This window comes from Rubrivivax sp. JA1026 (assembly GCF_011065555.1).
In the GTDB taxonomy this organism is placed as follows: domain Bacteria; phylum Pseudomonadota; class Gammaproteobacteria; order Burkholderiales; family Burkholderiaceae_C; genus Rubrivivax; species Rubrivivax benzoatilyticus.
In genome coordinates this window covers 180,201-201,362 of the sequence record NZ_JAALCQ010000003.1, presented here as the reverse complement: position 1 = coordinate 201,362, position 21,162 = coordinate 180,201, and the positions used below count along the sequence as shown (strand labels likewise).

21 protein-coding genes are annotated in these 21,162 nt (G+C 72.3%); 15 read left to right on the top strand and 6 right to left on the bottom strand.

Going from position 1 to position 21,162, the window contains the following annotated elements; genetic code table 11:
* Positions 1-7 precede the first annotated feature (7 nt).
* Entirely contained in the window at positions 8-640 is a 633-nt protein-coding gene (locus G5B56_RS07400) for a pseudouridine synthase (protein ID WP_009858564.1), read from the bottom strand.
* Between the two features lie 341 nt (positions 641-981).
* Between G5B56_RS07400 and rsgA the strand changes: the two genes are divergently transcribed.
* Together rsgA and G5B56_RS07390 are read left to right on the top strand one after the other, a co-directional pair.
* Positions 982-2,061, top strand: coding sequence for a ribosome small subunit-dependent GTPase A (gene rsgA / locus G5B56_RS07395; RefSeq protein ID WP_164962781.1), 1,080 nt, complete (start codon positions 982-984; stop codon positions 2,059-2,061).
* Between the two features lie 62 nt (positions 2,062-2,123).
* Positions 2,124-3,362, top strand: a complete 1,239-nt coding sequence (locus G5B56_RS07390) for an alpha/beta hydrolase (RefSeq protein ID WP_164962780.1) — start codon at positions 2,124-2,126, stop codon at positions 3,360-3,362.
* 3 nt (positions 3,363-3,365) lie between these two features.
* Here G5B56_RS07390 and G5B56_RS07385 read toward each other — a convergent pair whose 3' ends face one another.
* Together G5B56_RS07385 and G5B56_RS07380 are read right to left on the bottom strand one after the other, a co-directional pair.
* Positions 3,366-4,592 carry an MFS transporter gene (locus tag G5B56_RS07385; RefSeq protein WP_164962779.1) on the bottom strand — a complete coding sequence of 409 codons (1,227 nt, stop codon included), beginning with the start codon at positions 4,590-4,592 and terminating at the stop codon, positions 3,366-3,368.
* 72 nt (positions 4,593-4,664) lie between these two features.
* Entirely contained in the window at positions 4,665-5,189 is a 525-nt protein-coding gene (locus G5B56_RS07380) for a hypothetical protein (RefSeq protein ID WP_009858568.1), read from the bottom strand.
* A 48-nt stretch (positions 5,190-5,237) separates the two neighbouring features.
* Between G5B56_RS07380 and aroQ the strand changes: the two genes are divergently transcribed.
* Positions 5,238-5,690: a type II 3-dehydroquinate dehydratase gene (gene aroQ, locus G5B56_RS07375; protein ID WP_009858569.1), complete on the top strand. Its 453-nt coding sequence runs from the start codon at positions 5,238-5,240 to the stop codon at positions 5,688-5,690.
* A 122-nt stretch (positions 5,691-5,812) separates the two neighbouring features.
* Positions 5,813-7,324, top strand: a complete 1,512-nt coding sequence (gene gshA / locus G5B56_RS07370; protein ID WP_029718755.1) for a glutamate--cysteine ligase — start codon at positions 5,813-5,815, stop codon at positions 7,322-7,324.
* 16 nt (positions 7,325-7,340) lie between these two features.
* Here gshA and crcB read toward each other — a convergent pair whose 3' ends face one another.
* Complete coding sequence (crcB, locus tag G5B56_RS07365; RefSeq protein ID WP_009858571.1) at positions 7,341-7,712, bottom strand: fluoride efflux transporter CrcB; 372 nt, start codon at positions 7,710-7,712, stop codon at positions 7,341-7,343.
* A gap of 142 nt (positions 7,713-7,854) precedes the next feature.
* Here crcB and G5B56_RS07360 point away from each other — a divergent pair, with 142 nt between their 5' ends.
* The 11 genes from G5B56_RS07360 (at position 7,855) to xth (ending at position 19,629) form a co-directional block, all read left to right on the top strand.
* Positions 7,855-8,670, top strand: a complete 816-nt coding sequence (locus G5B56_RS07360) for a TIGR00266 family protein (RefSeq protein ID WP_029718753.1) — start codon at positions 7,855-7,857, stop codon at positions 8,668-8,670.
* 43 nt (positions 8,671-8,713) lie between these two features.
* The gene (locus G5B56_RS07355; protein WP_009858573.1) at positions 8,714-9,577 is read left to right on the top strand and encodes an EI24 domain-containing protein; all 864 of its coding nucleotides are present in this window, start codon (positions 8,714-8,716) and stop codon (positions 9,575-9,577) included.
* The gene (locus G5B56_RS07350) at positions 9,574-10,368 is read left to right on the top strand and encodes a molybdopterin-binding protein (RefSeq protein ID WP_009858574.1); all 795 of its coding nucleotides are present in this window, start codon (positions 9,574-9,576) and stop codon (positions 10,366-10,368) included. The genes G5B56_RS07355 and G5B56_RS07350 overlap by 4 nt, the downstream gene beginning before the upstream one ends.
* Before the next feature lie 222 nt (positions 10,369-10,590).
* Positions 10,591-12,006 (top strand): type I glutamate--ammonia ligase, encoded by a 1,416-nt coding sequence (gene glnA / locus G5B56_RS07345; RefSeq protein WP_164962778.1) that lies wholly within the window; start codon positions 10,591-10,593, stop codon positions 12,004-12,006.
* A 99-nt stretch (positions 12,007-12,105) separates the two neighbouring features.
* On the top strand, positions 12,106-12,603 hold the full coding sequence (locus G5B56_RS07340; protein ID WP_009858576.1) for a hypothetical protein: 498 nt from the start codon (positions 12,106-12,108) through the stop codon (positions 12,601-12,603).
* A gap of 53 nt (positions 12,604-12,656) precedes the next feature.
* Entirely contained in the window at positions 12,657-13,682 is a 1,026-nt protein-coding gene (gene glnL, locus G5B56_RS07335) for a nitrogen regulation protein NR(II) (protein ID WP_206026560.1), read from the top strand.
* A 132-nt stretch (positions 13,683-13,814) separates the two neighbouring features.
* Positions 13,815-15,284: a nitrogen regulation protein NR(I) gene (gene ntrC / locus G5B56_RS07330; RefSeq protein ID WP_009858578.1), complete on the top strand. Its 1,470-nt coding sequence runs from the start codon at positions 13,815-13,817 to the stop codon at positions 15,282-15,284.
* Between the two features lie 315 nt (positions 15,285-15,599).
* A complete protein-coding gene (locus tag G5B56_RS07325; protein WP_164962777.1) occupies positions 15,600-16,322 on the top strand; it encodes a hypothetical protein in 723 nt (240 codons plus the stop codon).
* A 57-nt stretch (positions 16,323-16,379) separates the two neighbouring features.
* Positions 16,380-17,906 carry a WG repeat-containing protein gene (locus G5B56_RS07320; RefSeq protein WP_164962776.1) on the top strand — a complete coding sequence of 509 codons (1,527 nt, stop codon included), beginning with the start codon at positions 16,380-16,382 and terminating at the stop codon, positions 17,904-17,906.
* 5 nt (positions 17,907-17,911) lie between these two features.
* Complete coding sequence (locus G5B56_RS07315) at positions 17,912-18,805, top strand: hypothetical protein (protein ID WP_164962889.1); 894 nt, start codon at positions 17,912-17,914, stop codon at positions 18,803-18,805.
* 47 nt (positions 18,806-18,852) lie between these two features.
* Positions 18,853-19,629 carry an exodeoxyribonuclease III gene (xth, locus tag G5B56_RS07310; protein WP_206023493.1) on the top strand — a complete coding sequence of 259 codons (777 nt, stop codon included), beginning with the start codon at positions 18,853-18,855 and terminating at the stop codon, positions 19,627-19,629.
* Between the two features lie 191 nt (positions 19,630-19,820).
* Here the strand turns inward: xth and G5B56_RS07305 are convergent, their stop codons facing one another.
* Both G5B56_RS07305 and G5B56_RS07300 read right to left on the bottom strand, forming a co-directional pair.
* On the bottom strand, positions 19,821-20,318 hold the full coding sequence (locus G5B56_RS07305) for a dihydrofolate reductase (RefSeq protein WP_009858128.1): 498 nt from the start codon (positions 20,316-20,318) through the stop codon (positions 19,821-19,823).
* A 2-nt stretch (positions 20,319-20,320) separates the two neighbouring features.
* Complete coding sequence (locus tag G5B56_RS07300; protein WP_164962775.1) at positions 20,321-21,142, bottom strand: thymidylate synthase; 822 nt, start codon at positions 21,140-21,142, stop codon at positions 20,321-20,323.
* Positions 21,143-21,162: the final 20 nt, after the last annotated feature.

Genomic DNA, 21,162 nt, shown 5'->3' with positions numbered 1-21,162 from the left:
TCGGGCTTCAGAAGTCGGCCGCGCGCTCGAAGGCGAGGCGTTCGCCGGTGACGGGATGCGGGAAGGCCAGGCGCTCGGCGTGCAGCAGCAACCGCGGCGCCGCGGCCGCGAGTTCGGGCGGTGCGTAGAGGTCGTCGCCGAGCATCGGGTGGCCGATCGTCGCCAGGTGCAGGCGCAGCTGGTGCGAGCGCCCGGTGACGGGCTCGAGTTCGACCCGCGTGCGCCCGGCCGCGCGGTCGCGTGCCAGCACGCGCCAGCGGGTCAGCGAAGGTTTGCCGTGCTCGTGGCAGACCTTCTGCCGTGGCCGGTTGGGCCAGTCGCAGATCAGCGGCGCGTCGACCTCGCCGGTGTCCTCGGCGATCAGCCCGGCGACGACGGCGACGTAACGTTTGTCGACGCGGCGCTCGGCGAACGCGATCGACAGCGTGCGCTGCGCCGCCGCGCCGCGGCCGTAGACCATCAGCCCCGAGGTCGCCATGTCCAGCCGGTGCACGGTCAGCGCGTCGGGCCAGCAGGCCTGGGCGCGTGCGACCAGGCAGTCCTGCTTGTCGGGGCCGCGCCCGGGCACGGCCAGCAGCCCGGCGGGTTTGGCCAGCACCAGGCAATGCTCGTCGGCGTACAGGCAGTCGGGTGGCAACATCGGCCGCGAGCATAACGAGCGCCGTGGCGTGCACGCCGCAGCCGGGGGCGCCTGGGTTGACGCCTCCAGATCGCGCGGCGCACAGTGCGCGGCTGCCATCCACTCGCCACACAGGAGGCTGCCATGGAACATCGGGACCTTGCCGTTCACGGCCTTCGCCGCGCCGCGCGCTGACGCGCGAGTTCCGGATCTCCCGCCCGGCCACGCCGGGCTGCTGAAGTCCTCCGCCCGCCGGCCCCCGGCGCGCCGACAGGCCCTCCCCATCGAGCCCCGCCCGGCCTCATGCGCCGGCGGACCGGTCACGCGCGGCCGCCGGCCGCGCCACGGGACTTCAGTTCATCATGTCTCTTGTTTCCCCGTACGAGCGGCTGCAGGCCATCGGCCTGACGCCGCAGCTTCTTTCCTCCCTGCCGTTTCCGCTGCCCGAAGGTGATGCCGCGCTGATGCGCGTCGCCGAGGTGCACCGCGACGGCCTCGTGCTGCACGACGGCGAGGCCACCGCGCCGGCACGCGCCCGCCCGGCGCTGCTGCAGGCGCTGGCCGCCGACGCCGACGCGCTGGCCGTCGGCGACTGGGTGCGTGCCGAACGCAACACCTTCGGCGAATGGTGGGTCGACGCACGCGTGCCGCCGCGCACGCAGCTCGCGCGCCGACTGCACGACGGCCGCGAGAAGGTCGAGCGTGTGGTGCTGGCGAGCAACGTCGACACCGCGCTGCTGGTCATGGGCCTGGACCACGACTTCAACCTGCGCCGGCTGGAGCGTTACCTCGCGCTGGTGCGCCTGGCCGGTGTCGGCGCCGTGGTCGTGCTGAGCAAGGCCGACCTCTGCGTCGACCTGGCCCGGCGGCTGCGCGACGCGCGCACGCTGGTGCCGGCCGGCGTCGAGGTGCTGGCGCTGGACTCGCTGCACGACGACGTCGCCGCGCCGCTCGCGCCCTGGCTCGCGCCGGGGCAGACGCTGGTGCTGCTGGGCTCCAGCGGCGCCGGCAAGAGCACGCTGGCCAACGCCTTGTGCGGCGAGGCCGTGGCCGCGACCGGCGGCACGCGCCGCGGCGACGGCCGCGGCCGCCACACGACGACGGTGCGCACGCTGCACCCGCTGCCCGGCGGCGCCTGCATCGTCGACACGCCGGGGCTGCGTTCGCTGCGCCTGGACGGCGACGCGGGCGACGTCGCCGGCGCCTTCGACGACATCACGGCGCTGGCCGCGCAGTGCCGCTTCCGCGACTGCCGCCACGAGGGCGAACCCGGCTGCGCGGTGCGCGGCACGGTCGCACCCGAGCGGCTGAAGAGCTTCGGCAAGCTGGTGCGCGAGGCACAGCGCGACTCGATGAGCGCGCTGCAGCGGCGCGAGCAGGTCGCGCAGTGGAAGGCGCGCAGCCGCATCGGCCGGGCGAACATCCGTGCCAAACGCGGCTGATCGCCTTGCACCGGGGCGGCACCGGGCGCACAGTGGGCCGTCACCACCGCCCGGAGCCGCCCATGTCCGAAGCCGGCAGCATCGCCGTGCTGCACACGCCGCATCGCCCGGCGCTGACGCTCGCCGACCTGCGCGGGCTGGTGCAGCTGGGTGTCGATGCCGGCATCGGCGTCGCCGGGATCGCCGAGCAGCTGCACGGCACGATCCTGGCGCGGCGCGCGCCGCTGGGCGTGCCGCACGAGGACGGCACTCGCGGGCTCACCGGCTTCGTCTACCGCAACGTGCGCGGCGGCATGCGCCTCGTCGGCCGCGGCGTCGACGGCGTGCTCAAGCGCCTGGAGGCCGAGCCGCCCGAGGCCACCGCGGCCTCGCGCGAAGCGGTGCTGGCGGCGGTCAACGGCTTGTGGGGCGACCACCTCGCCGCCTCCGGCAACCCGCTGGCAATCCCGATGAGCCTGCGCCACGCCGGCCACCGCCTGGCGCCGGGCCGCGACGCGCTGGCGGCGGCCTTTCCCGACGCCGGCGACCGCGTCGTCGTGCTGGTGCACGGGCTGTGCATGAACGACCTGCAGTGGCAGCGCCAGGGCCACCACCACGGCTGGGCGCTGGCGCGGGCGCTGGGCTGCCCGGTGCTGGCCCTGCACTACAACACCGGCCTGCACGTCTCGCACAACGGCGCACGTTTCTCGGCGCTGCTGGAGCGCCTGGTGCGCGACTGGCCGGTGCCGCTGTCGCGGCTGGTGATCGTCGGCCACAGCATGGGCGGGCTGGTCGCACGCAGCGCGATCGTGCACGCCGAGCAGCACGGCCTGGTCTGGCGCTCGCGGCTGCAGGCGCTGGCCTGCCTGGGCACGCCGCACCACGGCGCGCTGCTCGAACGCGCCGGGCATCTGGTCGACTCGGTGCTCGGCGCCAGCCCGTATCTGGCGCCGTTCGCGCGCCTGCTGGGCGTGCGCAGCGCCGGCATCAACGACCTGCGCTGGGGCCACGTGCGCGACGAGGACTGGTGCGGCCACGGCCCCGACGGCCCGGCCCGCGACCACCGCGTGCCGACGCCGCTGCCCGCCGGCGTGCCGGTCTACCTGGTGGCGGCGACGACGGTCGCCCAGCCGCGCGGTCTGCGCCACGCGCTGGTCGGCGACGGGCTGGTGACGGTGGCCAGCGCCTGGGGCGAGCACCGCGACCCGGCGCTGGCGCTGGCTGTGCCGGCGAGCCGCAAGCGCCTCGTCACCCAGGCCGGCCACTGGGACCTGCTGGACCGCGCCGAGGTCAGCGAGGCGCTGTGCGGCTGGCTGGCCTGAGCTTCAGCGGGCCGGCGCGGCCACGAGTTCGTCACGATCGGCCAGCGCCGGGAACAGCCTGAACCAGGCCGCGGCGACGAGCAGCGTGCCGACACCGCCCAGCACCACCGAGCCCACCGGCCCGAGCAGCGCCGCCGTCGCGCCCGACTCGAACTCGCCCAACTGGTTGGACGCGCCGATGAAGATCGAGTTGACGGCGCTGACGCGCCCGCGCATCTCGTCGGGCGTCTCCAGCTGCACCAGGGTCTGGCGGATGACGACGCTGACCATGTCGGCGGCACCGCCCACGCCCAGCGCCAGCATCGACAGCGTGAACGAGCTCGACAGCCCGAAGACGAGCTGCGCGACGCCGTAGACCGCCACCGCGCCGAGCAGCACACGCCCGGTGCGCCGGCGCACCGGCCAGCGTGTCAGCAGGATGGACATCGCCAGCGCGCCGACCGCCGGCGCGCTGCGCAGCAGCCCCAGCCCCCAGGGGCCGACGTGCAGGATGTCCTTGGCGAACATCGGCAGCAGCGCCGTCGCCCCGCCCAGCAGCACCGCGAACAGGTCCAGCGAGATCGCGCCCAGCACCGGCTTCTTCTGCCAGACGAAACGCACGCCGGCGAGCAGCGTCTCGCGCGTCACCGGCGCGGCCGGCGGCGGCGCGTGTTCGTAGCGCACCGCCAGCGCCAGCGCCGTGCCCAGGCCGAACAGCGCAGCGCAGGCGGCGTAGACCGCGGCCGCCCCGGCGACGTAGACCACGCCGCCGATCGCCGGCCCGGCGATGATCGCCGCCTGCATGCCGGCCGACGAGAAGGCCAGCGCGCGCGGCAGCATCGCCTGCGGCACCAGCGACGGCGTCAGCGCCTGCTGCGCCGGCATCTGGAAGGCGCGCACTGCGCCGAGCGCGACCGAGATCGCCAGCAGCAGCTCGCGGTTCGCCCAGCCCCCGGCGCTGGCCGCCCACAGCAGCGCCGCGACGGCGGCCGAGGTGCCCAGGCAGGCGGCGACGATGCGCGCGCGGTGCCAGCGGTCGATCAGCTGGCCGGCCGGCAGCGCCAGCAGCATCGCCGGGGCGAACTGCAGCAGGCCGACGAGCCCCAGGTCCCAGGCCGAGCCGGTCAGGTCGTACATCTGCCAGCCGACCGCGACCATGGCCATCTGCGCGGCCGCAGTGCCGGCCAGGCGCGCGAACCAGAACAGGATGAAGCCGCGGTGGGCGAGCAGCGATTCGGAGGCGGGGCTCAAGACAGTCAGACGGCAGGGGAAGGGCGGCGCGGCGCAGGACCATAGCACCGGCGGCCCGCCGTCAGTCCGCCATCAGTCCGCCGGCACGGCGCCCAGGCGTCCGAGCGCGAGCTGCAGCGCGCGCGCGTCGCTGCTTGCCCGGTGCCGCTGCAGGCCGAGCTCGCCGACGACGCCGCGTCGCGTGTCGCCGAGGCGGGCCAGCGTGGCCTCGTCGAGCAGCCGGGCCACGGTTTCCAGCCGGAACGACGGCGGCACGCCGGCCTCCTCGAACAGCGCGCCCAGCCAGGCGTAGTCGTGCGCCCAGCCGTCGCAGTAGACGGTGCGGCCGGCGAGGTCGACGTTGAGCATCGCCGCGACCTCGGCCGCCGGGCGGCCGCAGCGCTCCAGCGTCTCGCGCGCGATGCCGTGCACGCCGGCGGCGCGTTCGTCCCAGTGCGTCCAGCCGGCGGCCGGGCGGATCAGCGTGCAGCGCGCGCGGCCGTCGGGCAGCACGTAGCCGACCTCGATCGGGTAGCTGGCGCGGCCGAAGCCCGAGGCCTCGACGTCGAGCACGCAGGGCAGCGTGGCGACGGCAGGCGGGGCGGGGGCGGGCGTCATGCGCGGGCACAGGCAAGGATCGGGCCGGCCTGAGGTTAGGATCGCGTCATGCCCAAGATCCTCGTCCTCAACGGCCCGAACCTGAACCTGCTCGGCCAGCGCGAGCCGGAGGTCTACGGCCGCACGACGCTGGCCGACGTCGAGGCGCTGTGCCGCGACGCTGGCGCGCGGCTGGGTGTCGAGGTCGAGTGCCGCCAGAGCAACCACGAGGGCGTGCTGATCGACGCGCTGCACGAGGCCGGCCGCGCGGTGAAGGCCGGCGCGCTGCTCGGCGTGGTGTTCAACCCGGGCGCCTACACCCACACCTCGGTGGCGCTGTTCGACGCGATCAAGGGCGCGGAGCTGCCGGTGATCGAGGTCCACATCTCGAACGTGCACGCCCGCGAGGCCTTCCGCCACCACAGCTACGTCTCGCCGGCGGCCGCCGGCATCGTCGTCGGCTTCGGCGTCGACGGCTACCGCCTCGCGATCGAAGGCCTGGTGCGCCAGCGCCGCGGCTGACGCCCCGCGCCGCCATTTCCGCCGTCGCCCGCCCGCCGTCCCCGGCGGCCATGGGCGCCCCCGGCCAGCAGGGATGATGTCCTTGGCCGACAATCCGTTTCCGCAAGAAGACCGGCCCGCCCATGTCCCGACCGATTTCCCTGACGCCCGAGCGCCTGCGTGGCATGCGCCGCGGCATCGAGAAGGAAAGCCTGCGCGCCGACCGCCACGGCGCGCTGGCGATGACGCCGCACCCGCAAGCGCTGGGTTCGGCGCTGACGCATCCGCACATCACCACCGACTTCAGCGAGTCGCAGCTGGAGCTGATCACCGGCGTGCACGCCGGCGTCGAGGACTGCCTCGACGAACTGCGCCGCGTGCACCAGTTCGTCTACCGCGAGATCGGCGACGACGTGCTCTGGGTCGCCAGCATGCCGTGCCGGCTGCCGGCCGACGAGAACATCCCGATCGGCCGCTACGGCTCGTCCAACGTCGGCCGTGCCAAGAGCGTCTACCGCATGGGCCTGGGCCACCGCTACGGCCGGCGCATGCAGACCATCTCCGGCATCCACTACAACTGGTCGCTGCCCGGGCTGGACGACGACGACTACTTCGCGCTGATCCGCAACTTCCGCCGCCACTCCTTCCTGCTGCTGCTGCTGTTCGGCGCCTCGCCGGCGCTGGGCGCGTGTTTCGTCGAGGGCCGCGAGCACGGCCTCGAGCCGCTGGGCCCGGGCTCGCTGCACCTGCCGCACGCGACCTCGCTGCGCATGGGGCGGCTGGGCTACCAGAGCGACGCCCAGGCCTCGATCTCGGCCAGCTACAACAGCCTGGAGAGTTACGCCGCGTCGCTGCACGAGGCGCTGACGCGGCCGTACCCGGCCTACGAGGCGGTCGGCGTGCGCAACCCCGGCGGCGAGTACAACCAGCTGTCGACGACGCTGCTGCAGATCGAGAACGAGTTCTACGGCACGATCCGCCCCAAGCGCACGATCCAGGCGGGCGAGCGCCCGCTGCACGCGCTGCGCGCGCGCGGCGTCGAGTACGTCGAGGTGCGCTGCATGGACCTCGACCCGTTCGAGCCGCTGGGCATCGGCGCGCCGACGATGCGCTTCATCGACGTCTTCCTGCTGCACTGCCTGACCAGCGCCAGCCCCGAGGACACGCCGGCCGAGATCGCCGAGCTCAAGCGCAACCAGAACCTGGTGGCCACCGCCGGCCGCCAGCCCGGGCTGCGGCTGGAGCGCGGCGGCCGCTCGGTGGCGCTGGCCGACTGGGCCGCCGAGATCGTCGCCGGCTGCCTGCCGCTGGCGCAGCAGGTCGACGCGGTGCTCGGCGGCGACGCCTACGCGCGCGCCGTCGCCCAGGCCGACGAGCGCCTGCGCTGGCTGCAGACGACGCCGTCGGCGCGGGTGCTCGCCGCCGCGCGTTCGGACTTCGGCGGTTCGTTCTGCGACTTCGTGCTCGCCCAGTCCGAGCAGGCCAAGGGCGCGCTGCGGGCGCTGCCGTTCGCCGCCGAGACCGAGGCCGCGTTCCGCGCCGAGGCCCTGGCGTCGCTGGAGGAGCAGCGCCGCATCGAGGCCGCCGACACGCTGTCCTTCGAGGACTACCGCGTCGACTACCTGTCGCCCGGGCGGCTGACCGTCGGCGGCTGAAGCGCCGGCCGCGCGCTCAGGCGCGGCGCAGCGCCTCGTAGGTGGCGAAGCCGCCCAGCGTCATCAGCACCGAGCCGATGACGTGCACCGCCACCGTCGCGCCGGCCCAGGCCAGCCGACCCTGCTGCAGCAGCACGACGACCTCGGCCGAGAAGGTCGAGAAGGTCGTCAGCCCGCCGAGGAAGCCGGTGATCGCGAACAGCCGCCACTCCGGCGGCAGCGTGACGTGGTGCGCGAACAGCGCCAGCGCCACGCCGATCAGGTAGCCGCCCAGCAGGTTGGCCGCCAGCGTGCCCGGCGGCAGCGTCGGGAACAGGCCGTTGAGCGCCAGCCCCAGCCACCAGCGCAGCAGCGCGCCGAGCGCGGCGCCGAGCGCGATCGAGAGCATCGAGCCGATCATCGGCGAGGCAGGGCGGGCGCGGACATGGCGGCGCATTATCGGCGTGCCCGGGGGCGTCAAGCTGCCGCCGCAGGCGCTTCGGTACCATCGCCGCCGAATCAACTCTTATCGTTCCCGAGAGGAATCCACCATGGCAATGGACGTCGTCGACTTCGAGATCAAGGGCTCGGAGATGCAGTTCGTCGAGATCGAGCTCGATCCCGGCGAAGCGGCGGTCGGCGAAGCGGGCAGCATGATGTTCATGGATGCCGGCATCACGATGGACACGGTGTTCGGCGACGGCCGCCAGAACGCCGGCGGCGGGCTGTTCGGCAAGCTGCTGTCGGCGGGCAAGCGCCTGGTCACCGGCGAGTCGCTGTTCACCACCGTCTACACCAACCAGGGCGCCGGCAAGCAGCGGGTGGCGTTCGCCGCGCCCTACCCGGGCAAGATCCTGCCGATGGACCTGTCCAAGATGGGCGGCACGCTGATCTGCCAGAAGGACGCCTTCCTCTGCGCCGCGCGCGGCGTGTCGCTGGGCATCGCGCTGCAGCAGAAGCTGTCGACCGGCTTCTTCGGCGGCGAGGGCTTCATCATGCAGCGCCTGGACGGTGACGGCCTGGCCTTCGTGCACGCCGGCGGCACCGTGGTTCGCCGCGAGCTGCAGGCCGGCCAGACGCTGCTCGTCGACACCGGCTGCGTCGTCGCCTACACGCCGGGCGTGGACTTCGAGATCCAGTACGTCGGCAAGATCAAGACCGCGCTGTTCGGCGGCGAAGGCCTGTTCCTGGCCAAGATGACCGGCCCGGGCACGGTCTGGCTGCAGAGCCTGCCGTTCTCGCGCCTGGCCTCGCGCATCTTCGCCGCGGCGCCCCAGCGCGGCGGCTCGCGCGAGGAAGGCTCGGTGCTGCCGTTCGCCGCCGCCGGCGGCGTGCTCGGCGGCATCTTCGGCGGCGACGAGGAGTAAACGCCGTGCAGCCGCGCCCGTCCACCGACTCCCGGGCCGCCCGATGACGCGGCTGCTCGACGCCTTCTGGCGGGCGGCAGCCTACTGCCTGCATCCGCGCGTCATCCTCTGGTCGCTGCTGCCGCTGCTGATCGCCGGCGGCGCCGCCGGGTTCGCCGGCTGGGCGTTCTGGGAGCCGGCGGTCGACGCGGTGCGTGCGACGCTGGAGCAGTGGGCACTGGTGTCGGCGGCGCTGAGCTGGCTGGACTCGATGGGCGGCCAGGGCCTGCATGCGCTGGTGGCGCCGCTGGTCGTCGTCGCGCTGGCGGTGCCGGCGCTGATCGTCGTCACGCTGCTGCTGGTGGCACTGCTGGTGACGCCGGCGATCGTCGACCTGGTCGCGGCGCGGCGTTTCCCGGCGCTGGAGCGCCGCCGCGGCGGGCGCTGGTGGCAGGGGCTGGGCTGGTCGCTGTGGGCGACGCTGGTCGCCGTCGTCGCGCTGCTGGCGAGCCTGCCGCTGTGGCTGCTGCCGCCGCTGGCGCTGGTGCTGCCGCCGCTGATCTGGGGCTGGCTGACCTACCGCGTCTACACCTTCGACGTGCTGGCCGCGCACGCCGACGCCGACGAGCGCCGCCGCATCATGGCCGGGCAGCGCTGGCCGCTGCTGGCCATCGGCGTCGTCTGCGGCTACCTCGGCGCGGCGCCAACGCTGCTGTGGGCGGTCAGCGCCGCGACGCTGATCCTGGCGCCGGTGCTGATCGTCGCCTCGGTCTGGCTGTACACGCTGGTGTTCGCGTTCGCATCGGCCTGGTTCGCGCACTTCGCGCTCGACGCGCTGGACCGGCTGCGGCGCGAGTCCGCCGCCCTCGACCTGCCGGTGGCCGAGCCGCCGGTGCCCGTCAACCCCGCCCCGCTGCCACCGCCATGAACATCGGCACCGTCATCATCGGCGACGAGATCCTCTCGGGAAAACGCCGCGACCAGCACCTGGCCAGGCTGATCGAGATGCTGGCCGCACGCGGCCTGGCGCTCGCCTGGGCGCGCTACGTCGGCGACGACCGCGCGCGCATCAGCGAGACGCTGGCCCAGGCTTTCGCCAGCGGCGACCTGGTGTTCTCGTTCGGCGGCATCGGCGCGACGCCCGACGACCACACGCGCCAGGCCGCCGCCGACGCGCTCGGCGTGCCGCTGTCGCTGCACCCCGACGCGCGCGACCTGATCCTCGCGCGCATCCGCGAGATGGCCGCCGAGCAGGGTGAGCCCTACGAGCCCGACCGCCCCGACAACGCCCGCCGGCTGAACATGGGCGTGTTCCCGGCCGGTGCGGCGATCATTCCCAATCCGTACAACAAGATTCCCGGCTTCTCGGTCGGCCACGTGCACTTCGTGCCCGGCTTCCCGGTGATGGCCTGGCCGATGGTCGAGTCGGTGCTCGACGGGCGTTATGCCCATCTGCACCAGGATGTGGCGCTGCGCGAGCGTTCGGTGCTCGTCTTCGGGTCGATGGAGTCGACGCTGACGCCGCTGATGGAAGAGATCGAGACCCGCTTCGCGCCGGTCAAGGTCTTCAGCCTGCCGAGCGTCGACCACCCTCTGCACGGGCGCCACATCGAGCTGGGCGTCAAGGGCCGCGGCGAGATCGTCGACGCCGCCTTCGAGGCCCTGCGCGCCGGCGCCGTGGCCCATGGTGCACGCCTTGGCGACGAAATGGTGCGTTGATGCACCAAGGTGTGCACCTTGGTGGTGCGCTCGGCGATTCCGTGGCGGTGCACCGTCGGTGACCCCGTCGTGGCGCGCCCCTCGGCCTGCTTCAGGCCTGCGCCGGCCCCCTGGTGGCTGGCACACCTTCTGCTACATTGGTGCGCGCCTTTCGGGGTAAGTACCGAGAGGTCGCCCCGATCAGACCAAACCCTTTCCACGAGCCCCCGCTAGGAGATCTGAATGGCAAAGACCGTTGCCGACGTGATGAAGCTGGTGAAGGAGAACGAAGTCAAGTTCGTCGACTTCCGCTTCACCGACACCCGCGGCAAGGAACAGCACGTCTCGGTGCCCGTTTCCGCTTTCGACGAAGACAAGTTCACCGCCGGTCATGCCTTCGACGGCTCCTCGATCGCCGGCTGGAAGGGCATCGAAGCGTCCGACATGCTGCTGATGCCCGATCCCAGCAGCGCCAACATCGACCCGTTCTACGAAGAGCCGACGCTGATCCTGACCTGCGACGTGCTCGAGCCGGGTGACGGCAAGCCCTACGACCGCGACCCGCGTTCGCTGGCCAAGCGTGCCGAGGCCTACCTGAAGAGCAGCGGCCTGGGCGACACCGCCTTCTTCGGTCCGGAACCCGAGTTCTTCATCTTCGACCAGGTCCACTGGCACGTCGGCATGGACGGCAGCCACGTGAAGATCACGTCGGAAGAAGCCCCGTGGTCGACGAGCAAGGAGCTCGACGGCGGCAACATGGGTCACCGTCCGGCGGTCAAGGGCGGCTACTTCCCGGTGCCCCCGGTCGACAGCTTCCAGGACATGCGCTCGGAGATGTGCCTGATCCTCGAGTCGCTGGGCATCCCGGTCGAAGTCCACCACCACGAAGTGGCGGCCCCGGGCCAGAACGAGATCGGCACCAAGTTCAGCACGCTCGTCGAGCGCGCCGACTGGCTGCAGCTGCAGAAGTACGTGATCCACAACGTCGCGCACGCCTACGGCAAGACCGCGACCTTCATGCCCAAGCCCGTCGTCGGTGACAACGGCTCCGGCATGCACGTGCACCAGTCGGTCTGGAAGGACGGCAAGAACCTGTTCGCCGGCGACGGCTACGGCGGCCTGTCCGAGTTCGCGCTGTACTACATCGGCGGCATCATCAAGCATGCCCGTGCGCTGAACGCGATCACGAACCCGGGCACCAACAGCTACGAGCGTCTGGTGCCGGGCTTCGAAGCGCCGGTCAAGCTGGCCTACTCGGCCCGCAACCGCTCGGCCTCGATCCGCATCCCGTTCGTCAGCAACCCGAAGGGCCGCCGCATCGAAGCGCGTTTCCCGGATCCGCTGATGAACCCGTACCTGGGCTTCGCCGCGCTGCTGATGGCCGGCCTGGACGGCGTCGAGAACAAGATCCACCCGGGCGAAGCCGCCACCAAGGATCTGTACCACCTGCCGCCGGAAGAGGACGCGAAGATCCCGACCGTCTGCCACAGCCTCGACCAGGCCCTCGAGTACCTCGACAAGGACCGCGCCTTCCTGACCAAGGGCGGCGTGTTCACCGATTCGTACATCGACGCCTACATCGACCTGAAGATGCAGGAAGTCACGCGCTTCCGCATGACGACCCATCCGGTCGAGTTCGACATGTACTACAGCATCTAAAGTCCGGCGGCGCTCGCGCGTCACGGTCTGCGGAAGGGACGGCTTGCCGTCCCTTCTTCGTTTGGGCGCGCCACAATCCATCGCACGGAGGTAATGCCCATGTTCCGTCGGCCAGGTGCCGGCCTCGCGCTGCTGCTGACGTCGGCGGCCGCGTTCGCGCAAGGCGACAGCGGCCCCGTCTACCGCTGCCCCGGCAATCCCGAGAGCTACACCAACATGCTGACGCCGCAGCAGGCCAAGGACCGTGGCTGCCGCACGATCGACGGCTCGCCGATCACGATCGTGCAGACCCGCCGGCCCGCGCCCGCGGCGGCGGCGTCCACCGCCCGGCCGGCCGACAGCCGCGTCGACCCCGCCGAGCAGCGCGCCCGCGACAGCGACGCGCGCCGCATCCTGCAGGAGGAACTGCAGCGCGAGGAGCAGCGCCTGGCCGAGCTGCGCAAGGAATACAACGACGGCCAGCCCGAGCGCCGCGGCGACGAGCGCAACTACCAGAAGTACCTGGACCGCACCGCTTCGCTGAAGGCCCAGATCGAGCGCAAGGAAGAAGACCTCGCGGCGATCCGGCGCGAGCTCAACAAGGTCTCGCTGCCGTGAGCGGCGAGCACGAGGCGCTCGAAGGCTTCGATGCCTTCGACTACCTGGCGACGATGGTCGGCATCGGCGCGGCCGACGGCCGCTGCCTGTTCGTCAACTCGACGCTGGAGAACCTGATCGGCCAGTCGCGGCGCACGCTGCGCCGCGGCAGCGTCTTCGACTGGCTCGTCGACCCGACGCGGCTGCGCGAGACGCTGGAGTCGGTGGTGCGCGGCGAGGTCTCCTGCGGCCGCTTCGACGCCGTGCTCAAGCGTCCGGCCTCGCTGGGGCCGGCGGCCGAGCTGCCGGTGCACGTCATCGTCGGCCAGATGGACCATGCCGAGCGCGTGCTGATCGAGCTGATCGAGGTCGAGCAGCAGACCCGGCTGGACCGCGAGGAGCGTGCCCACGGGCTGGCGCAGGCCAACAAGGAACTGGTGCGCAACCTGGCGCACGAGATCAAGAACCCGCTGGGCGGCATCCGCGGCGCGGCGCAGCTGCTGGCGATGGACGTGCAGTCCAGGGAGCTGACCGAGTACACCCAGGTCATCATCCACGAGGCCGACCGGCTGCAGGCGCTCGTCGACCGGCTGCTCGCGCCGCACCGCCGGCCGCACGTCGTCGGCGACGTCAACATCCACGAGATCTGCGAGCGCGTGCGCTCGCTGGTGATGGCCGAGTACCCCCGCGGGCTGACCGTCGAGCGCGACTACGACACCTCGATCCCCGAGTTCCGCGGCGACCGCGAGCAGCTGATCCAGGCGGTGCTGAACATCGCCCACAACGCGACGCAGGCGCTGGCCGAGCGCATCGCCGCCGGCGACGCCGAGATCGTGCTGCGCACCCGCGTCGCGCGCCAGGTCACCTTCGGGCGCAAGCGCTTCCGGCTGGCACTCGAATTGCATATCCAGGACAACGGGCCGGGCGTGCCCGAGGACATCCGCGATCGCATCTTCCACCCGCTGGTGTCGGGACGCGAGAACGGCTCCGGCCTCGGGCTGACGCTGGCGCAGACCTTCGTGCAGCAGCATCAGGGCACGATCGAATGCGACAGCGTTCCGGGCCGGACCGTGTTCAAGCTGCTGATTCCTCTGCCCTGAGTCCGACTCGATGATCCTTGCCCGTCTCACGCATGTCACGTGGTCAAGCTGCCGCCGCGGATCCGGCTCCGCCGGTCCGCTGGCGGCGCCCCCCCTCGGGGGGGGGGCGCCGAAGGCGCTACGGGGGGGTCTATGAAACCGATCTGGATCGTGGACGACGACCAGTCGATCCGCTTCGTGCTGGAGAAGGCGCTGGTGCGCGAGCAGTTCGCCGTGCGCAGCTTCTGCGGCGCACGCGACGTGCTCGCCGCGCTCGACGACGACGAGCCGCAGGTCCTGGTCAGCGACATCCGCATGCCCGGCGGCTCGGGCATCGACCTGCTGTCCAAGGTGAAGGCGCGGCTGCCCGGGCTGCCGGTCATCATCATGACCGCCTACTCCGACCTGGACAGCGCCGTCTCGGCCTTCCAGGGCGGCGCCTTCGAGTACCTGCCCAAGCCCTTCGACCTGACCAAGGCCGTCGAGCTGATCCGCCGCGCCGTCGACGAGAGCCTGCGCGACGAGGTCCGCGAGACGGTGGACAAGGCCGTGCCCGAGATGCTGGGCCAGGCGCCGGCGATGCAGGACGTGTTCCGCGCCATCGGCCGGCTCAGCCAGAGCAACGTCACGGTGCTGATCACCGGCGAGAGCGGCTCGGGCAAGGAGCTGGTGGCGCGCGCGCTGCACAAGCACAGCCCGCGCGGCCAGGGTCCGTTCGTCGCGATCAACACCGCGGCCATCCCCAAGGACCTGCTGGAAAGCGAGCTCTTCGGCCACGAACGCGGCGCCTTCACCGGCGCGCAGACCATGCGCCGCGGCCGCTTCGAGCAGGCCGACGGCGGCACGCTGTTCCTCGACGAGATCGGCGACATGCCGTTCGACCTGCAGACGCGGCTCTTGCGCGTGCTGTCGGACGGCCAGTTCTACCGCGTCGGCGGCCACCAGCCGCTGAAGACCAACGTGCGCGTGATCGCCGCGACGCACCAGAACCTCGAGCAGCGCGTCAAGGACGGCGTCTTCCGCGAAGACCTCTACCACCGCCTGAACGTCATCCGGCTGCGCCTGCCGGCGCTGCGCGAGCGCCGCGAGGACATCCCGATGCTCACCCGCTTCTTCCTGCAGAAGAGCGCGCGTGAACTCGGCGTCGAGGCCAAGCGCATCACCGACTCGGCGGTGGCGCGGCTGCAGGGGTTCGACTTCCCCGGCAACGTGCGCCAGCTCGAGAACGTCTGCCACTGGCTGACGGTGATGGCGCCGGCGCAGGTCGTCGAGGCCAAGGACCTGCCGCCGGAGCTGCTGGCCGGCCCCGATCTGCGGTCCGCGGTGGTGGCGGCGGTGGCTCCTGACGGGGCCGTGCCGGCGGCACCGGTGCCCACGGCCGCGCCGCCGGTCGTCGAGGCCACGACGCCGGGCTGGCTGGCCGACCTGGAGCGCGAGGCGCGCCGCCGGCTCGAGTCCGGCGAACCCGAGGTCTGGGACGTGCTGACGCGCCAGTTCGAGGGCCGGCTGATCCAGACCGCGCTGGACCTCACGCGCGGCCGCCGCATCGAGGCGGCGCAGAAGCTGGGCATCGGCCGCAACACGATCACCCGCAAGATCCAGGAACTCGGCCTGGAGGACTGAATGAGGACGTAGCAGGCCGGAAGGCCTGCTACGCCTCATTCAGGCCCGAGCGCGATTTCACGCGCGAGGGCTGAATGCTGACGGCCGGAAGGCCTGCTACGCCTCATTCAGGCCCGAGCGCGATTTCACGCGCGAGGGCTGAATGCTGATGGCCGGAAGGCCTGCTACGCCTCATTCAGGCCCGAGCGCGATTTCACGCGCGAGGTCAGCGGCGGGGTCCGTCCGGCGGTGGATGCCGTCGCCACCCCGCGATCGGCAGGACCGTTCGGGAGGCGATCATGCCGGCCTCCTCGGCATCTCACTCGTCACGCCGCCATGCGTCGCTCGCTGCAACTGCTTGCCTGCTGGGCTCTCGTCTCGCTTCTTTCCGGCTGCGCCGCACTCGGCGGCAAGCGCCCCGTCTCCGGAGAGGACCTGACCCAGACTCGGCGCATCGGTGTCGTCTCGCTGCTGGGCGACGAGTTCCATGGCCTGCGCATCGGCACGACGGTGTTCCAGAACGCGCGCTACAGCGTCAAGGTTCCCGAGTGGCAGATCGATGCGTACGCCACCGACAAGGCCATCGAGCTGCTGCGTCAGCGGTCGAGATTCGAAGCCACGGCGCTGGACCGTCGCGACCTCGTCATCGAGCGCCTGCGGGTCGACGGCCCGCAGCAACTGCTGGCGATCGCCGCGCGCCAGGGTGTCGATCGCCTGCTGGTCATCCGTCCGGGCACCGCCACGTCGCAGGAGCGTGTCCTCTTCGCGCCCGGCTACGGGATGATGGAGCGCTCGTTCCTCAACCTGATGCGGCGCTGCGTCTACGCGGCCTATCGCATCGACGTCCTGGACGTGAAGACCGGCCAGGAGATCGCCTGGGAGTGGGGCGGCGACTTCCCGTGCGAGTACGGCGAGACGCCGCAGTTGCCCTTCCTCCCGGGGCTGGAGTACTACAGCGCCGAGCAACGCGAGGGGATCCGGCTGGGGCTGCTGCGTCGGATCGACAAGTCGATGGCCGACGCGCTCAGCGCGCTCGCGCTGATTCCCGAGCCTCGCTGACGCCCCGGCCTGCGGCAGGTCAGGGCGCCGCGCCGGCCGGGTGCGAAGAATCCGGCCATGCGCCCGCGCCTGGCCTTGCTGCTGACCCTGCTGAGCTGCGGTGCTGCCGCCTCCGCCGCACCCACCGGCCCCGTCGTCGACCTCGAGCGCAGCTGGCGCCTGGAGCTCGCGCCGCGGCTGGACGACGGCAGCTGGGCGACGGTGCGCCTGGACCTGAACGCGCGCGTCTGGACGCTGATGGGCGAACCGGTGGTCTTCTGCACGGCCACCTGGAAGCTCGGCACCGTGCAGCTGAAGACGCCGCGCAGCGGTGACCGCGTCTTCGACCACATCCGCTCCAACACGCCGGCGGCCGCCTGGAAGCGTGTCGCGCTCACCGAGGCACGCTTCGTCGTGCCGCTGGACCGACGGCTGGGCGGTGGCCGCGTCGACACGGCCTGGATCGTCTGCGACATCGGCGCCGCCTACCCCGAGGGTGACCCGCGGCCGTCGTTCAACGTGCCCGGCAGTCCGCCGTGGGGGCGCCTGCTGCTGAACCGCGTGCCGGGGCTCGACGGCGACAAGGCGCTGCAAGGCGCCGACCACTGGCTGCCGGCCGACGAAGCGCGCCGTTTCCTGGCCGACCCTGGCACGACCTTGCGCGCCAGCGCCCATCAGCTCGACACCCTGCGGCTGACGCTGGACGTCGATGCGTTGCGGGCCTTCGATGAACGCGTGCTGGCCGACGAGGAGGCGCGCGAGCTGGAGCGCCGCCGCCAGGGGCGCCGCGCTGCTGCCGCCGCCGACCCGATGAGCGCGATGTTCGACGAGGTCGACGCCGAGGTGCTGCCGCGCCGCCAGGCGGTGGCGCGCGAACGCGACGATGCCGCCGACCGCCAGCAGGCCGAACGCGCCGAGGCCCGTCGGCAGCAGGTCGAGCGCCTGCGCTGCGCGGGCGCACGCGACCTCGACTCCGGTGGTGCGAGCTTCGCTGCCGCCGCGGCGGCGGCGCTGGCAACGGCGCAGCGCTGCGTCGGCCGCCTGGAGGCCTTCCGCGATGCCGCGAGCGGCCGCTGGGGCTACCGCGCTCCGTCGGGCGAGACCCGAGTCGAGCCGCGCTGGCAGGCCGTGCTGCCCTTCGCCGACGGCCGCGGCGGCGTGCACGACGGCAAGGTCTGGCGGCTCGTCGACCGCGACGGGCAGATCGTCGGCGAAGGCCGCTGGAAGGCGCTGCGCCGCTTTGCCGAGGGCCTGGCGCCGGCCAGCGACGGCGAGCGCTGGGGCCTGGTCGACGCCGACGGCCGCTGGGTGCTCGCGCCGCGCTACGACGACCTGGCGGAGTTCTCCGACGGTCTGGCCGCGTTCGCGGAACGTGGTGCCTGGGGGTATGTCGATGCCCAGGGCCGGGTCGTGGTGCCGGCACGCTACCGGCGTGCCGAGCCGTTCGCCGCCGGCGTCGCACGCGTGACGCGGCTGGCCGGCCGCAGCGGGCGCTGCGACAGCTACCGCGAGGACTGGGAGCAGCTCGAGATCGACCGCCAGGGCCGCGAGCTGCGCACCGTTCGGACCTGGACCGAACGCGGCGAGTTCTGCCTGAGCCGGTGAAGACGATGCGTCGCCTGCTGTCGCCGCTGATCCTGCTGGCCGCCGCCGCACCGGCGGTGGCCGCCGACTACCTGCCGATGTGGGTGCCCAAGGGCACCGAGAGCCGCTGGGAGGCCGTGAAGGGCCCGTATCCGCTGGCGCTGGACCGGCGTCACCTGGACGGCGACACGGTGTCGGCCGTCGTCGTCGAGAGGCGGCTGGAGCAGGAGTCCGAGCGCACGCGCTACCGCTTCGAATGGACCTGCAACGCGCCGGACGGCGGCTGCAGCGGCGACCGCCCGCGGATCCCCGACCTGGGCCGCACGCGCTACGAGGAGGAGCCGACCGGGCGCACGCGCTGGCAGTCGGTGGCGAGCTCCGAGAGCTTCGATGCGCCGGCTTCGCTGCAGGCGCTGGACGCGGCCGGCGCGACGATCGCCAGCGTCGCCACCGTCGTGCCAGTGCGCGGCGGCACGGTCTCGGTGGCGCTGCTGCCGCTGCTGGAGCGCCTGCCCGAGGGCACGCCGCAGCCGGCCACCGTGCGTCTGGTGCTGACCCTGCCGCGCGCCGACGGGCCGGCCGGCATCAAGCCGAGCCCGGAGCAGTTCGCGGCGCTGGCCGCGCGCACGCCGCGCTGGATGGCCCCGGCCGCGCGCCTCGCCGTCTATCGCGAGGAACTGAAGGCCCGGCTGCTGGCCGAGGACCATGCCGGCGCGCTGCCGCTGTTCGAGAAGATCGCCGCCGTCGGCGAGCCGCTGCCCGCGGTCTTCACCTACCGCTGGGGCCTGAGCCTGATGAAGGCCGGCCGCACCGCGGACGGCCGCGCCAGGCTGCAGGCCTACCTGAAGCAGGCCGGCGCGCAGGGGCCCGACGCCGAGGCGGCGCGGCGCTGGCTGAAGGCCTCGGCACCGGCACGCTGACGTCGCTGCGCGGACGCGCGTGGCGCGGACTCGCTACGATCGCCCGCATGAAGATCGCCACGTTCAACGTCAACGGCATCACCGCGCGCCTGCCGCGGCTGCTCGAATGGCTGGCCGAGTCCGCCCCCGACGTCGCCTGTCTGCAGGAACTGAAGACCTCCGACGAGACCTTTCCGCTGCAGGCGATCGAGGCCGCCGGCTATGGCGCGATCTGGCATGGCCAGAAGGGCTTCAACGGCGTCGCCGTCCTGGCGCGCGGGCAGCAGCCGGTCGAGCGCCTTCGCGGCCTGCCCGGCGACCCTGACGACACGCACAGCCGCTACCTGGAGGCCCAGGTCGGCGAGTTGATCGTCGGTGCGCTCTACCTGCCCAACGGCAACCCGCAGCCGGGGCCGAAGTTCGACTACAAGCTGAAGTGGATGCAGCGCCTGCACGAGCACGCGGCGACGCTCGTGAGCCTGGACGCGCCGGTGGTGCTGGCCGGCGACTACAACGTCGTGCCGACCGACGCGGTGCGCGACATCTATTCGCCCAAGGGCTGGCAGAACGACGCGCTGCTGCAGCCCGAGTCGCGCCAGGCGTACCAGCGCCTGCTGGAACTGGGTTTCACCGACGCCCTGGCCACGCTGCACGGCGACGCGGCGATGTACACCTACTGGGACTACTTCCGCCAGCGCTGGGAGCGCAACGCCGGACTGCGCATCGACCACCTGCTGCTCAACGCGCCGGCCACCGCGCGGCTCAAGGCCGCCGAGGTCGACCGCTTCATCCGCGGCCGCGAAAAGCCCAGCGACCACGCGCCGGTCTGGGTCGAGCTCGGCTGACGGCGCGAAGGCGGGGGCAGCGAAGGCGGGGTCAGGTCTCGAGAGACCTGACCCCAGCTTTCTCCAGCTTTCTGACCCCAGCTTTCGAGAGGTCTCAGCTTTCCTCCGCCGCCGTAAAGACGGGGTCAGGTCTTGCGAGACCTGACCCCAGCATTCCTTGCGAGACCTGACCCCAGCATTCCCCGCATGCCTCAGCCGCGGCGGTAGGTGACGAAGGCGTAGCCGAAGTCGTTCGGTGCCGCCGCCTGGTGCGCCTCGCGCGCGACCTCGGTGAAGCCGTCGCGCAGCGTCGCGGGCAGCCGGGTGTCGCCGTCGAAGTCGGCGTCGATCTCGGTCAGCACCAGCTCGTCTACGCGCGGCAGCAGCGCCGCGTACAGCTCGCCGCCGCCGATGACACAGGCCCGCGGCGCGTCGGCCATCAGCGCCAGCGCTGCCTCGGGCGACGCCGCCACTTCAGCACCCGGCGCCACCCAGCCGGCCTGGCGCGTGACGACGATGTTGCGCCGCCCCGGCAGCGGGCGGAACCGCTCCGGCAGCGACTCCCAGGTGCGCCGGCCCATCAGCACCGGCAGCCCCTGCGTCGTGCGCCGGAAATGCGCCAGATCCTCGGGCAGATGCCAGGGCATCACGCCGTCGCGGCCGATGACGCCGTTGCGCGCGACGGCGGCGACCAGAACCAGCGTCGTCATCGTCAGACCGCGACCGGTGCCTTGATGGCGGGATGGTGCTGGTAGTCGTGCAGCACGAAGTCCTCGTACTCGTAGTCGAAGATCGACGCCGGGCGGCGGCGGATCTCCATCGTCGGGTAGGGGAAGGGCGTGCGCGCGAGCTGGGTCCGCACCTGCTCGGCGTGGTTGCTGTAGAGGTGGCAGTCGCCGCCGGTCCAGATGAAGTCGCCGAGCTGCAGGTCGCACTGCTGGGCCATCATCATCGTCAGCAGCGCGTAGCTGGCGATGTTGAACGGCACGCCGAGGAAGATGTCGGCGCTGCGCTGGTAGAGCTGGCAGCTGAGCCGGCCGTCGGCGACGTAGAACTGGAAGAAGGCGTGGCAGGGCATCAGCGCCATCTTCGGCAGCTCGGCGACGTTCCAGGCGCTGACGACGATGCGGCGCGAGTCCGGGTCGGTCTTCAGCAGCCGCACGGCCTCGGCGATCTGGTCGATGGTGCCGCCGTCGGCCGTCGGCCAGCTGCGCCACTGCACGCCGTAGACCGGCCCCAGGTCGCCGTCCTCGCGCGCCCACTCGTCCCAGATCGTCACGCCGCGCTCCTGCAGCCAGCGCGCGTTGCCGTCGCCGCGCAGGAACCACAGCAGCTCGAGGATGATGCTCTTCAGGTGGACCTTCTTGGTCGTCACCAGCGGGAAGCCTTCGGACAGGTCGAAACGCATCTGGTGGCCGAAGACGCTCTTCGTGCCGGTGCCGGTGCGGTCGCTCTTGTGCACGCCCGTCGTGTCGACGTGGCGCATGAAATCCTCGTACTGGGAGCGCACCGGGCGCTGGGTCTTGACGGTCATGGCGCCGATTATCCGCGCCG